The sequence below is a fragment of the Pseudomonas sp. DSP3-2-3 genome (assembly GCF_049898225.1).
GTDB lineage: Bacteria > Pseudomonadota > Gammaproteobacteria > Pseudomonadales > Pseudomonadaceae > Aquipseudomonas.
The window spans coordinates 58,241-70,521 of the sequence record NZ_JAFCXH010000017.1 but is presented as its reverse complement, the minus strand read 5'-3'; the positions used below and the strand labels follow the sequence as shown (position 1 = coordinate 70,521).

Sequence of the window (12,281 nt, the reverse complement as noted above, 5' to 3'; positions counted from 1 at the left end):
CATGTCCAACCGCTGCCGTACCCTGCGCTTGATGATCGTCGTTGCCCTCGCCGGGTTGTTGCAGGCCTGCGATATCGACCTGTACACCAACCTGGGCGAGCGCGAGGCCAATGCCATGGTCGCCGTTCTGCTGCGCGACGGTGTTCCAGCCTCACGCAAGGTGCAGGACAACGGCCAACTGACGGTGGTGGTGGACGAAAAACGTTTCTCCGAAGCGATGGCGCTGCTCGATGACGCAGGTTTGCCGGGCCAGTCGTTTTCCAATATGGGCCAGGTCTTCAAGAGCAACGGCCTGGTGTCGTCGCCGGTGCAGGAGCGCGCGCAAATGGTCTATGCGTTGAGCGAAGAGCTGTCCCACAGCGTGTCGCAAATCGACGGCATTATCTCCGCCCGCGTGCATGTGGTGCTGCCGGACAACGACTTGCTCAAGCGCGTGATATCGCCTTCCTCTGCCTCCGTGCTGGTGCGCTATGACCCGGCCACGGATATCAATCAACTGATCCCGCAGATCAAGACGCTGGTCGCCAACGGGATTTCCGGCCTGAGCTACGAAGGCGTTTCGGTGACCGCCATCAAGGCGGCTATCGCCAGCCATCGCACCGGTGCCCAGCCACGTCTGGCGAGCTTCCTGGGCGTGTGGATGCTGGAAGACAATCTGCCTCGGGCGCGGCTGCTGTTCGGTTGCCTGCTGCTCTGCACCCTCGGGCTTGCCGGCGTACTCGGCTGGCAGCACTGGCAACGGCGGCGTGCGGAGTCGGTGTACGTGCTGGAGGACGCACTATGACGGCGGCGCCAAACCCACGGCAGCAAGCCTGGCAAACCTTGCTTGAGCAACCGCTGAATTTCGTTGATACGCGCCATCTGCGTGAGTGCTGGCCGCAGCCGCCCACCGCTCAACAGCAGGCGATGTTGTACGCAATGCCCCGTTTCCAGGCGCGTCTGTTACAGCAGTTGATGCACCATTTTCACCTGCCGGCGCTGGCGCTCGTGCCGCCGCCGCAGGAACAGGACTTGCCGGTACTGTTGCTGTCCGGCGAAGCGTTCAAGCGCTTGCCGCGCCTGTGCGGGGCCATCTGGCATGCAGAAGCGTTGAGCCACGAAATTCTCAGCGACAGGGTCAACGCATTGCGCGATGCGCTGGGCAGCGAGGTATTCGCCATGGCGCTCGCGCATCGCTCGCTGGCCGGCGCTGCGGACCTGTTGCGCCAACCTGCCGAATTGCTCGACGCCATTGACCGCGATGGCGCCGGTTGTGTAGTGGCCTGGCTGCAGCGCCAGCCGCCGGGGTTGCGTGACTGGCTGCGTCTGCGTCTGGAGTTGCCGCCGGTCGATGGCTCGCCCACAACGGTTGACGCGGACATCGTGCGCCGCGCCGCCGCAACGTTTGACCCGCCAGCCGGGGAGGCCGCCTGATGAGCGAGCTACCCACCCGTCCCGCTGCGCGCATTCTTCGCGCCGAACAGGCCGACCTGTGGATTGATGGCTATGCCTTCGTCCAGGCCGCGAGGGAGGAGGCGCAGAACCTGCGCAACGAGAGCGCGAGCTGGCTGGAGCAGGCTCGCGAGGCGGGCTTTGAAAGCGCTCGCCAACAGGGCGCCCAGGAAGTTGGCGCATTACTGATCGAGACGTCGTTGAAGGTCGATGCCTGGCTGTCCGGTCTGGAAGTGTCCATGGCAGATCTGGCCTTGGGCATCGTGCGCGAAGTGCTCGACGACATGAACGATGCTGAACGTATCGTGCGTTGCACCCGCAAGGCGCTGAACGCATTTCGCCAGGATCAGTCCCTGAGCCTGTTCGTACCTCGCCAGGACGTCGAGGCGGTACGTCATCGTCTGAAATCGGAGCTGGATAACCTGCCAATGATCACGCTCGAATCCGACGATCAACTGGCGCCCGGCCAGGCGCGGCTGAGCAGTCCTGTGGGTTCTGTGGAACTGGGCCTGGAGACGCAATTGAATAACCTGCGCCGCTATTTGCTGCCGTTTGCCGATGGGCAGCAGCCGTGAGCGTCGATGTGCAGGCGATTATTCCGCACCTGGCCGAGCGCCTGGGCGAAGCGCGGCTGCGGCCCATGAAAGGCACCGTGCGCAGTATTCGCGGCGTGCTCCTGCGTGCCAGTGTCGCCGGCGTGCGTATCGGCGAGCTGTGCCAATTGCGCGATCCGAGCAGCGGTCGCAGCCTGGCGGCGGAAGTCATCGGGTTTGAACAGGACGAAGCCATTCTGTCGCCCATCGGTTCAATGGAAGGCCTGTCGACCCGCACCGAAATCCTTGCCACCGGCGAGACGCTGGGCGTCAGTGTCGGCGATGCACAGTTGGGCCGGGTGATTAGCCCGATGGGTGATTATCTGGATGGCAACGGCATCCTGCCCCTGGGGGGCGTGGTGCGCTACCCGCTGCACGCCGAACCGCCGCCGCCGTTTTCGCGACAATTGATTGTGAGGCCGATGTCCCTTGGCGTGCGCTCCATCGATGGCTTGCTGACCCTGGCCCAGGGACAGCGCATGGGGATCTTTGGCGAACCGGGCGTGGGCAAGTCGTCGCTGCTGGCAAGCATCGTGCGCCATACCGACGCAGACGTGATCGTCATCGGCCTGATCGGCGAGCGGGGTCGGGAAGTGCGCGAACTGCTGGATGTACAACTGGATGCCCAGGCGCGTGCGCGCACTGTTGCCGTGGTCGCGACCTCTGATCGACCCGCCGCTGAGCGGGTGCGCGCGGCCTACGTCGCCACGGCGCTGGCGGAATATCATCGGGACCAGGGGCGCAACGTGTTGCTGCTGATGGACAGCCTGACCCGCTTCGCCCGTGCGCAACGGGAAATAGGCCTGGCGGTGGGCGAACCACCGACCCGGCGCGGGTATCCGCCCTCGTTCTTTTCCGCGTTGCCGCGTCTTCTGGAGCGCGCAGGGCCTGGCCCGGTAGGCAGTATCACTGCGCTGTACACCGTGCTGACCGAAGGCGACGTGTCCATGGACCCCGTCGCAGAAGAGGCGCGCTCGATTCTCGACGGGCACATTGTGCTCAGTGCTGAACTGGCCCAGCGCAATTACTTCCCCGCGGTGGACGTGTTGCGCAGCCGCAGCCGTTTGATGGATCAGGTGTGCAGCGATGAACAACGTCACCTGGCCATGCGCATCCGTGAACTGATGGCGCGGCGCAATGAAATTGAAATGCTTATCCGCGTCGGTGAATACGCTGCCGGCAGCGACCTGCTGGCCGACGAAGCCATCGCCCGGCATGCCGCCATCGAAGCGTTCATGCGCCAGGGCGCGGCTGAACCGAGCAGCGCCGAACAGACGCTCGACCACATGCGCAAGGTCTTGGCATGAAGATTCCGGAGGCTTTATGAAGACCAGTGATTTACGCAGCCTGCAGGCCTTGCGTCAACTGCGCGAGCAGCGTGCCGCCAGCCAGTTGGCCGCTCAGCAGCGGCGTTGTGGCGACACGCACCATGCTCTTGATGACGCCAGGGAAACGTTGCGTCTGCACCGGGAATCGCTCGCCCGCGAGGCCGAGCGCATCTACGGCTCGTTCAATGACGGGCTTTCGATTAACGCCTGGCACGCAGCCCAGAAACACCTGAACGAGCTGGTGGGCAGTCGGTGTCAGCTGGAAGAATCAGTCGAGCAGACCGCGCGGCTGCTCCAGGTACAGGAGCAGGAGCGCGAGGTATTTCGCGCTGCCCGCATGGCGCGCCAACGTCAGGCTGATGCCTGTGACTCCCTGCTTGAGGGACGTCTACACAGCGAACGTCGCGCGGGGGAGTCCCGGGACGACGCCGAGGATATTCCGGCTGCGGCGCCAGGGGGCGTTGCATGACGTGCCGCGAGCACGAACGCCTGGCGCCGGTGCCAGACACTGATACCGCGCTGAGCGGGTTGCAGATTTACGATCCGCAATGGCTGACGCTGCACAACCGATTGCATCGCCATCGCGAACCCTGGCGGGGGCACTGCGCCGATCAGCCGGTCAGCGTGCTGTGGGCCGGTGTCACCCCGCCTGTCGAGCCACTGCTCGACATCCATTTATCGCTGAGTAACACCTCGCTTGTGCTGCATCTGCCGACTCCGGCGCTGGAGGTTCTGGGGCTGGCCGATTATCCGCTTGAGTATTTGAAGAGTTTACCCGGCGCGCTGTTGCTGGAATTGGCCTTGCTCAGCCTGATCGAGCCCTTGGAGCAACTGACGGGCCAGTCGTTGCAGATTGTAGATCCGTGTGACGTGGCTGACTCACCGTGCGTGCTGAGCCTGACGCTGCAAGTGCAGATTGCCCGCCATTCACCCTGGGCGGTGCCGCTGCAGATGAGCGTTGATGCAGCCCGGCTGATCGCCGAACTATTGGATCAGCACGCCGCCCCCGCCACCCAGCCATTGGCCGCCATGTATTTGCCGCTGACAGTGGAAAGCGGCGAGGCCTGGTTGAGCGTGGCCGAGCTGCGCGGCCTGCGGCCGGGCGATGTGCTGATGCTGGAGGACTGGCCTGATACGCAGGTTCGGCTGGTGCTCGGCGCTCGCCTGCAAGCCCGTGCTGAACGCGATGGCGACAGCTTGAAGCTGCTTGAAAAACCGACTGCCGTTAACTTTTTGAAGGAACCTCCCATGTCTGAAACCGCTGTCGGCTCCCATTTGGACACCACGCTGGACGACCTGCCGCTCAAACTGGTGTGTCAGGTCGGCAGTGTAGACCTGTCGCTGGCCCAGTTGCGTGAATTGGGCGAGGGAAGCCTGGTGCAACTGGCGCCGCAGTTGCACGCCGGCGTCGACCTGATGGTCCACGGTCGACGCGTCGGCCAGGGTCAACTAGTGAAGATCGGCGACGGTCTGGGCGTGCGTCTTCTGAGCTTCTGCACGGCATGAATGGCTACCAGCCCAACCTGATCGAGATCATTCTCGTCGTCGCCACCATCGGCCTTATTCCGCTGGCCGTGGTGACCCTGACGGGTTTCATGAAGATATCCGTGGTGTTGTTTTTGATTCGCAACGCGCTGGGTGTGCAGCAGACCCCGCCGAACCTGGTGCTGTATGGCATTGCGCTGATTCTTTCGGTGTACGTGACGACGCCGTTGATTGGCGACATGTATCGCCAAGTGGAAGGGCGCGACTTGAATATGGAAAACGTCGAGCAACTACGGGAGTTCGGCGATGCGCTCAGGCCGCCATTGCAGGCGCATCTGTCGCGGTTCGCCAACGAAAGCGAGCGCGGCTTTTTCGTGCAGGCCACCGAAACCATTTGGTCGCCCGAAGCCCGCGCCGACCTGCGCGACGATGATCTGGTGGTGTTGGTACCGGCCTTTGTCAGTTCGGAGCTGACACGCGCCTTTGAGATCGGCTTTCTGCTGTACATCCCGTTTCTGGTGGTGGATTTGCTGGTCGCCAATGTCTTGATGGCGATGGGCATGTCGATGGTCTCACCGACGCTCATATCGATACCGCTGAAGATTTTTCTCTTCGTTGCGTTGAGCGGCTGGTCGCGCTTGATGCATGGCCTGATTCTAAGTTACGGGTGAATGTATGGGGCAGGACGTTTTTCTTTCGTTGATGAACAAGGCGCTGATGACCGTGCTGTTGCTGTCAGCGCCCGCGCTGGGTATCGCCATTGTTGTCGGCCTGGGTGTCGGCTTGTTGCAGGCCCTGACGCAAATCCAGGACCAGACCCTGCCGCAGGTGGTAAAGCTGGTTGCCGTGCTGCTGGTGATCGTGTTTGTCGGGCCGCTGTTGGCCAGCCAGGTCGCCGAACTGGGCAGCGAAGTGCTGGATAACTTCCCTTTGTGGACGCGCTGAGCCGGCATGGATGCCAATGTCGCCAACGCCTTCCTTGAGGTTGCGTACCCGGTCATCAGCTCTGCGGCGCTGGCGGCCAGCCGTGCCATGGGCGTGGTGCTCATTACTCCGGCGTTCAATCGCCTCGGCCTGACCGGCATGATCCGCGGCTGCGTCGCAGTGGCTATCGCCATTCCCATGTTCGTACCGGTGTTCGGGGCATTCACTGCGTTACCCGAGCACGGTAGCTTTTTTCTCGCGGGCTTGATGATCAAGGAGATACTGATCGGCGTGCTCATCGGCCTGTTATTCGGCATTCCGTTCTGGGCGGCCGAAGTAGCGGGGGAACTGGTCGATCTGCAGCGTGGCTCGACCATGGCACAACTGGTCGACCCCTTGTCGTCCGGCGAGTCCAGCGTCATGGCGACGCTTTTGACAGTGATGCTGATTACGCTGTTCTTCATGTCAGGCGGTTTCATCCTGTTGGTCGACGGCTATTACCACAGTTACCAGTTGTGGCCGGTAACCGCGTTTACCCCCTTGTTCGCCAGTTCGGCGGTGATGGCAGTGTTGTCGATTCTCGACCAGGTGATGCGCGTCGGCGTGATCATGGTTTCGCCGCTGATCATCTGTTTGCTGGTCACCGACCTGATGCTCGCGTACCTGTCGCGGATGGCGCCAAGCCTGCACATTTTCGATATGTCGCTGCCGGTAAAGAACCTGTTCTTCACGGTGTTGATGGTGATCTACATCGGCTTCCTGATTCCGGTGATGCTCGACCAATTGGCCGAGTTTCGCGGCACCGTGGAGTTCCTCAAAACACTGCCAGGTTCTTTATGAGCCTTTCTTCATCGCGGGCCTTGCATGGGCGATAGCAGCGAAGAAAAATCCCAGCCGGCCACGGACAAGAAACTGCGTGATGCGCGGCAGAAGGGGCAGGTCGCCAAGAGTCAGGATCTGGTATCCGGGATGGTCATTCTGTTCTGCACACTGTGCATATCGATCCTGTTACCGCGGGCCCAGGCTCAAGTGTCGGCGTTGCTGGACATGGTTGCATTGCTTTACGTCGAGCCGTTTCACTCCGTTTGGCCTCGGGTGTTGGATACCGCGCAACAGCTTGTGCTGACGATCACCTTGCCGGTGGTTTCGGTAACGGTGGGCGTGGTCATTGTGACCAACATCGTCTCCATGCGCGGCGTTGTATTTTCGGTGGAGCCGATCAAACCGGATTTCAAGCGCATCAACCCGGCTGAAGGGTTCAAACGTATTTTTTCGATGCGCAGTTTCGTGGAGTTTCTCAAGGGGCTGGTGAAGCTGGTCATGCTGGCTTTGGCGTTTTACGTGGTCGGCCGGCACGCCTTGCAGGCACTGATGGAATCATCGCGCTGTGGTGCAGAATGTATCGAGTCGACGTTTTACCTTGTGCTCAAGCCCCTGATGCTGACCGTGCTGGCCGCCTTTTTGCTGGTCGGTTGCGTCGACGTGCTGATGCAGCGCTGGTTGTTTGGCCGCGACATGAAAATGACCCGCAGCGAGCAGAAACGCGAGCGCAAGGATGTCGATGGTGACCCGCTGATCAAGAGCGAACGCCAGCGCCAGCGTCGTGAAATGCAGGCACTGGCGACCAAACTCGGGCTGGGTCGTGCCTCACTGATGATCGGCACCGGCGGCGGTTGGGTCGTCGGCGTGCGTTATGTGCGTGGCGAGACACCCGTCCCCATTGTGGTTTGCCGCGCCGAGCCACATGACTCGTTTGCAATGCTGACCGAAGCGGCGACATTGGGTATCGCCCACGGCATGGCCCCCAAGCTGGCCGCAGACATTGCCAAGCGTGCAGTGCCTGGTGACCCGGTGCCTGATCATACCTTCCAGGCTGTGGCCGACCTGCTGGTGGCGGCGCGGTTGATTTGAAGGTTCAACGGGCGCTGCAGGCGCGCGCCTTCAAACGGTCAAGGTCCGCGGCAATACGCGTCGACCAGAAATGCGCACCCTGGTGTTCGGCTTCGGTCCATGCATCCTGCAGCACGCGATGTGTCAGCGGGTTGCCTTGTTTGAGCAGAAGCTGCGCCTTGATGCGCAGCAGCTCCGGAATAAACCAGCGCTCCTCGCGGCTTCGAGCGGTTTGCAGGGTTTCATCGATAATATCAAGGCCACGATGCTCAAGTCCGAGCATCGCCAACCCCAGGGCGTATTCACTGCGAAGCAGGCTGTAAAGTGGGCTGCCACCCTGATCCTGTAACTGTGCCAGTACTTCGCCCAGGCGCGGTACGCCGTCTTCCGACGCGCCCTGGTGGATCCGCAGTATGTACTCGAAACACCGGCTGAACTGGCGCCACAAATAAAGATCATGACCTTCCAGGCTGTCTTGCAGCACTGACAGGTAGTAGCGCGCCTTTTGCTCATTGCCCAACAATAAAGCCGTCGGAATTGCGCCAACGCACAGCGTGTACCACAGCGTGGCGGGATGATTAAGGCTGATGGCCTGGTGCATATTTTTTTCCAGGGTCGACAGAGCCGCCGCGACATCCCCCTGCAATAACTGGATTTTCGCCTTGAGTGATCGCGCGGCGATACGTTGGTCGAAATGCAGGTCGATCATGTGGGTGTTCGCCGAGAGCGGGGCGCTCAGGGCTTCGACCACCGAGCGTCGTGCCTCTTCAAGCCGGCCCATGTGGAACAGCGCATTGGCGCGCATGCGCAGGCCGAGCAACTGGCGCTCGCTGTGGGCCGCGCTTTGGCTTAACGCCACATACTGGTCGGCCAGTTCAAGTGCGCCAATGTACTGATTCGCGCAGCTTTTATCTTGCCACAGGCCCCACAGCGCACGCAGTTGATGCTCAATGTCATTCAACGTCAGGGCGTCTTCGCTGACTTGCAGCCAGGCTTCGCGGATCTTTGCACCGCCACCAAAGGTCAGCACCATGACGCTGGCCGAAGCGGTCAATAACAGCATGCGTTGGCAGGGCTGAATGGGTGCACTTTCGTACAGGGGCTGCAGGCCGCGGTTGACCCAGTCGTAGCATTCAGCGCTGAGTGAAAGGCGCAACCAGAGCGGGAGGCTGACCAGCGTCAGCTCCACCGCCAACCCATAGTCGCCTCGCGCTGAATAGGCCCAGTCGAGCGCCGCGCGAACACTGTCGACTTGCGGACCATACCGAGCCAGCCAGGTTTGTGGGGTGGTCTTGACGAGGTCTTGTACAGACGCCTTCAGCTCATCCAGCGTCCAGGTCGCGTGACGCAGCGCGGTGGCATTGGTTTCATCCTGCTCTGCGAGTTTCTGTGCGGCATAGAGCCGGGTGGTTTCCAGCAGCCGGTAGCGTCTGGCCGAGCCTTGCCCGCATGAGATCACCAGCGACTTGTCCAGCAGGCTTTCCATCAGTTGCGCCGGGGTCTGGGCATCGACGGTAATCACGGCCTCTACTGCGCGCAAGGTGAATACGCCGGTGAACACCGACAGCTGACGAAGCATGGCTTGTTCAGCGGGCGAGAGCAGCGCGTGGGTCCAGTCCAGCGCGGCCCCCAGGGTGCGATGCCTTGGCAGAGCGGTACGCTGGCCAGTCATTTGCAAGCGAAAGCTGCCGTCGAGCATCTCCACCAGAGGCTCAATGCCGAATGCTCGTACCCGTGCGGCGGCGATCTCAATCGCCAGCGCATTGCCGTCGAGTTTGCGGCAAATAGCGGCGGCTGCATGGACATCCTGATGCGTAAAGACGTAACCCAGATCGTGCGCCGCGACGCGCTCGACCAGCAACGCGATGGCGGGGTAGGCCAACGCTTGTGACGTGTCCAGGCGGGCACCCTGCGGCGGAAACGGCAGGGGGGCCAAGTCATGCACGAACTCGCCTTCGGCATGCAGCGGCTCACGGCTCGTGACCAGCACCGAGCATTGCCGGGCATTGCGCAGGATCGTCTCGATGGCCTTCGCGGTTTCTTCGAGGACATGCTCGCAGTTGTCCAGAATGAGCAAGGCCTTGCTGGTGGCTAGGCTATTGGCGATGACGAGCAACGGATCATCGGTCGTGCAGTCGATCCCCAAGGCTGCAGCGATGACGACATGCACAAGTTGACCGCGACTAACCGGGGCCAGATCGATAAAACTGACGCCTTGCGGATACTGGAGCAGCATCCGGTTCGCCAGGGCCAGAGCTACAGTGGTTTTGCCAGTGCCTGCAGGGCCTGTGATGGTCACGAAGCGACGTTGCTCGAGCTGTTGTTCGAGCGTGTTCAGCAGTTCTTCCCTTCCGAATATCTGCTTTATCGTGCGTTGAAGTTCAGTGTTCGCAGCCTTGTTGGGCTGCTGGGCGCAGATCAATTGCGCGGTTATCGGCGCGACGAAACGATAGCCGCGACCCGGGACGGTTACGATGTAGCCGAGGTCGCCATTTGCACCAAATGCACGACGCAACGTCAGGATTTGCGCCCGCAGGTTACATTCCTCGACCACCACCCTGGGCCAGACGAGCGTGAGCAGCTCGGCTTTCTCCAGCAACTCACCGGCGCGGGTGGCCATGGCGATCAACAAAAGCATCGCGCGGCTGCCCAAGGGTACGGGCTCGCCGTTTTTCAACAACAAATGATGCTGCGGGCTGAGTACATACGCGCCGAAACAGATCGCATCGCCCGGAACAGGTAGGTCCGGGCTGCTGTCGCAGAGTGTTTTTGCGGGGCTGGGTCTGTCGAGATTCATCGTATACCTGTCAGACTGAGGCCTTGACAGCGCCTTTCCATGTTCATTAGGTAGTTGGCAGTATCCGGCAGAATCGTTACTGTTTTGGTACGACTTTCAAACGGCGACGGTACCCTTGTGGCAAGCCCAGGTATCGGTCAGTTAAGATTTTTTGTGCGTTGTTGACCAAGTCGCAATGCATAAGACGTCAGGCCTGGTCGCAAAACAGACAGGTCTTCCTTGACCTGTAATGCTCAGTGCATTCACTTCAGACCGGCAGTGCGAGCTGGGCGGCGAAGTCTCTATAGGTGTGCAGCTCACGCCCCAGGATTTTGGTCAGGCGCTCTACGTCGCCGGTCTCGGGAATCATCCCGTCGCTGACATAGCGCTCGGCCATAAGGCGCATTTCATAGGCCATCCATTTCGGCATGAAGTTGGCCACGTTCTGTTCGAAGCCGCTGGGATCATCGCCGCTATAAACGACGGGGCGGTCCAGCACATCAGTCCAAATCGCTGCGACGTCCGCACCCGTCAGCGTATCGGGCCCCACCAGGTTGAGGGTTACGATTGGCAGCTTGCCCGAAGCCTGATCGCGGCGGATCAGCTCGATGGCCGCCACCTCGGCGATGGCACCAGCTCAGTCCGAGAAAAGACTTAACGTCGTGTCCGGGATCAGTTGATCACTACATAGCAATCCTTGGCCGGATACGGGCGCTAGCGCTCAGCGAGCGTTCCAAGCTGAGCTTAGGGGGGCAGTCTGAACCGACAAATTTTCGTCGGTTCAGATTGATAAATCCGGGTTATTCAGATCAGTATCACTGCAGGCTGCGGATCAAGAATCCCGAGCAGCATCTGGTCGTGCTCCTGGCGAGTTGCGCTGTAGAACATGCACCGATCAAGCAGGATCCGTTTCATGCTTCGAGCTGAGGCAAGATGCACGGGCTCTACAGAAATCGCTTCGATTTCGCCGCTTCGGATATTGGTCACTTCGAGGTGGTATCGCCCAATCAAGCCATTATGTCGCTTGGTGTGACCGAGGTATGCAAAGGTGATGGTGGGTTCTGGCACGTCGGCCTCCGGGAAAAGAGGTGGGCGGTGAGGCGCACACACACATGTTTCCCCATTCTATACCTTATAGAATGGGGAAACAGGTATGCGGTCCATAGCTGGAGATGCATGGCCAAGCTTGAATCAGGCAAAGGAAGCCAGTTGATGCGGGCCCTTGGGTGCCCGGAGTTAGTGCTTGAGGTCGCGGGAAACGGCAAGCGGATGCCTAGATGCGCAACAGGTGTTTGTCTGGCAGCTAGGGATTGCGTCCCATGGGGACGCCTCAAAACCTAAATCCTTCATCGACAGTATGCCCGCTGAGTAGCTGCCTGGATTGCCAGCAAAGCTGACCTTCTCTTCACTGTCCCGACGAACTTTTCCGTTGAAAACTTCAATGGGCGATCCGTTTTGAGGTGTGAGAGAGATAGTAATCCGTCCTGACCTCCGACATGCAACGGTAAGAACGGCATGCGTTTGGTATTCGCTTATGCCAGTACCAATATTCTCCACCAGAACGTTGCCGTTGGAGCGACAGTCAGAACTTACTAAATTTGCTGATACATTTTCGCTGGTGGCTTCACTATCCTTCGTCGTTATGAAAAAGCGTAGGTCTATCGCAACCATCTGATCCTTCTGCATTGAGAAAGCCAGATCTTCGAAGATGTACATCGCTGCTTTCATTGTTGGGACAAATCTCTCCTGAATGGCAGTGGAGGAGCCGAGTATCACCGCTCCGCCAAGGGCAGCTGCAGCGTATTTCAAAGCAGATTTGAGTGCCGCCATTATGGCTGTCATTCGTGGCTATTC

14 protein-coding genes are annotated in these 12,281 nt (G+C 60.4%); 10 read left to right on the top strand and 4 right to left on the bottom strand.

What is annotated here, in order from left to right:
* Window position 1: 1 nt before the first annotated feature.
* The 10 genes from sctJ to ACP7E4_RS19475 are packed head-to-tail and all read left to right on the top strand — an operon-like array spanning window position 2 to window position 7,672.
* Complete coding sequence (sctJ, locus tag ACP7E4_RS19520; RefSeq protein ID WP_426117129.1) at window positions 2–784, top strand: type III secretion system inner membrane ring lipoprotein SctJ; 783 nt, start codon at window positions 2–4, stop codon at window positions 782–784.
* The gene (locus ACP7E4_RS19515; RefSeq protein WP_426117127.1) at window positions 781–1,413 is read left to right on the top strand and encodes a type III secretion protein; all 633 of its coding nucleotides are present in this window, start codon (window positions 781–783) and stop codon (window positions 1,411–1,413) included. Before sctJ ends, ACP7E4_RS19515 begins: the two co-directional genes overlap by 4 nt.
* The gene (locus ACP7E4_RS19510) at window positions 1,413–2,006 is read left to right on the top strand and encodes a FliH/SctL family protein (protein WP_426117125.1); all 594 of its coding nucleotides are present in this window, start codon (window positions 1,413–1,415) and stop codon (window positions 2,004–2,006) included. The genes ACP7E4_RS19515 and ACP7E4_RS19510 overlap by 1 nt, the downstream gene beginning before the upstream one ends.
* Window positions 2,003–3,331, top strand: coding sequence for a FliI/YscN family ATPase (locus ACP7E4_RS19505; protein WP_426117123.1), 1,329 nt, complete (start codon window positions 2,003–2,005; stop codon window positions 3,329–3,331). The genes ACP7E4_RS19510 and ACP7E4_RS19505 overlap by 4 nt, the downstream gene beginning before the upstream one ends.
* A gap of 16 nt (window positions 3,332–3,347) precedes the next feature.
* A complete protein-coding gene (locus tag ACP7E4_RS19500; protein WP_426117121.1) occupies window positions 3,348–3,821 on the top strand; it encodes a hypothetical protein in 474 nt (157 codons plus the stop codon).
* Window positions 3,818–4,858 (top strand): type III secretion system cytoplasmic ring protein SctQ, encoded by a 1,041-nt coding sequence (gene sctQ, locus ACP7E4_RS19495; protein WP_426117119.1) that lies wholly within the window; start codon window positions 3,818–3,820, stop codon window positions 4,856–4,858. Before ACP7E4_RS19500 ends, sctQ begins: the two co-directional genes overlap by 4 nt.
* Window positions 4,855–5,508 (top strand): type III secretion system export apparatus subunit SctR, encoded by a 654-nt coding sequence (gene sctR, locus ACP7E4_RS19490; RefSeq protein WP_048726511.1) that lies wholly within the window; start codon window positions 4,855–4,857, stop codon window positions 5,506–5,508. The genes sctQ and sctR overlap by 4 nt, the downstream gene beginning before the upstream one ends.
* A 4-nt stretch (window positions 5,509–5,512) precedes the next feature.
* Window positions 5,513–5,782 carry an EscS/YscS/HrcS family type III secretion system export apparatus protein gene (locus ACP7E4_RS19485; protein WP_048726514.1) on the top strand — a complete coding sequence of 90 codons (270 nt, stop codon included), beginning with the start codon at window positions 5,513–5,515 and terminating at the stop codon, window positions 5,780–5,782.
* A 6-nt stretch (window positions 5,783–5,788) separates the two neighbouring features.
* The gene (gene sctT / locus ACP7E4_RS19480; RefSeq protein WP_426117116.1) at window positions 5,789–6,601 is read left to right on the top strand and encodes a type III secretion system export apparatus subunit SctT; all 813 of its coding nucleotides are present in this window, start codon (window positions 5,789–5,791) and stop codon (window positions 6,599–6,601) included.
* Between the two features lie 24 nt (window positions 6,602–6,625).
* Window positions 6,626–7,672 (top strand): EscU/YscU/HrcU family type III secretion system export apparatus switch protein, encoded by a 1,047-nt coding sequence (locus ACP7E4_RS19475; protein WP_426117114.1) that lies wholly within the window; start codon window positions 6,626–6,628, stop codon window positions 7,670–7,672.
* A 4-nt stretch (window positions 7,673–7,676) separates the two neighbouring features.
* On the opposite strand, the gene ACP7E4_RS19470 is transcribed toward ACP7E4_RS19475, so the two are convergent.
* The 4 genes from ACP7E4_RS19470 to ACP7E4_RS19455 all read right to left on the bottom strand — a co-directional run bounded on the left by ACP7E4_RS19470 (window position 7,677) and on the right by ACP7E4_RS19455 (window position 12,269).
* Window positions 7,677–10,448 (bottom strand): ATP-binding protein, encoded by a 2,772-nt coding sequence (locus ACP7E4_RS19470; RefSeq protein ID WP_426117112.1) that lies wholly within the window; start codon window positions 10,446–10,448, stop codon window positions 7,677–7,679.
* Window positions 10,449–10,695: 247 nt separating this feature from the next.
* Window positions 10,696–11,046, bottom strand: coding sequence for a hypothetical protein (locus ACP7E4_RS19465; RefSeq protein WP_426117110.1), 351 nt, complete (start codon window positions 11,044–11,046; stop codon window positions 10,696–10,698).
* A 185-nt stretch (window positions 11,047–11,231) separates the two neighbouring features.
* Window positions 11,232–11,495, bottom strand: a complete 264-nt coding sequence (locus ACP7E4_RS19460; RefSeq protein WP_426117109.1) for a hypothetical protein — start codon at window positions 11,493–11,495, stop codon at window positions 11,232–11,234.
* 168 nt (window positions 11,496–11,663) lie between these two features.
* On the bottom strand, window positions 11,664–12,269 hold the full coding sequence (locus ACP7E4_RS19455) for a hypothetical protein (RefSeq protein WP_426117107.1): 606 nt from the start codon (window positions 12,267–12,269) through the stop codon (window positions 11,664–11,666).
* Between the last annotated feature and the right edge of the window lie 12 nt (window positions 12,270–12,281).

Coding starts and splice junctions, on each gene's coding strand:
- sctJ (WP_426117129.1), top strand. CDS start 2: ATGTCCAACCGCTGCCGTACCCTGCGCTTGATGATCGTCGTTGCCCTC.
- ACP7E4_RS19515 (WP_426117127.1), top strand. CDS start 781: ATGACGGCGGCGCCAAACCCACGGCAGCAAGCCTGGCAAACCTTGCTT.
- ACP7E4_RS19510 (WP_426117125.1), top strand. CDS start 1,413: ATGAGCGAGCTACCCACCCGTCCCGCTGCGCGCATTCTTCGCGCCGAA.
- ACP7E4_RS19500 (WP_426117121.1), top strand. CDS start 3,348: ATGAAGACCAGTGATTTACGCAGCCTGCAGGCCTTGCGTCAACTGCGC.
- sctQ (WP_426117119.1), top strand. CDS start 3,818: ATGACGTGCCGCGAGCACGAACGCCTGGCGCCGGTGCCAGACACTGAT.
- sctR (WP_048726511.1), top strand. CDS start 4,855: ATGAATGGCTACCAGCCCAACCTGATCGAGATCATTCTCGTCGTCGCC.
- ACP7E4_RS19485 (WP_048726514.1), top strand. CDS start 5,513: ATGGGGCAGGACGTTTTTCTTTCGTTGATGAACAAGGCGCTGATGACC.
- sctT (WP_426117116.1), top strand. CDS start 5,789: ATGGATGCCAATGTCGCCAACGCCTTCCTTGAGGTTGCGTACCCGGTC.
- ACP7E4_RS19475 (WP_426117114.1), top strand. CDS start 6,626: ATGGGCGATAGCAGCGAAGAAAAATCCCAGCCGGCCACGGACAAGAAA.
- ACP7E4_RS19470 (WP_426117112.1), bottom strand. CDS start 10,448: ATGAATCTCGACAGACCCAGCCCCGCAAAAACACTCTGCGACAGCAGC.
- ACP7E4_RS19455 (WP_426117107.1), bottom strand. CDS start 12,269: ATGACAGCCATAATGGCGGCACTCAAATCTGCTTTGAAATACGCTGCA.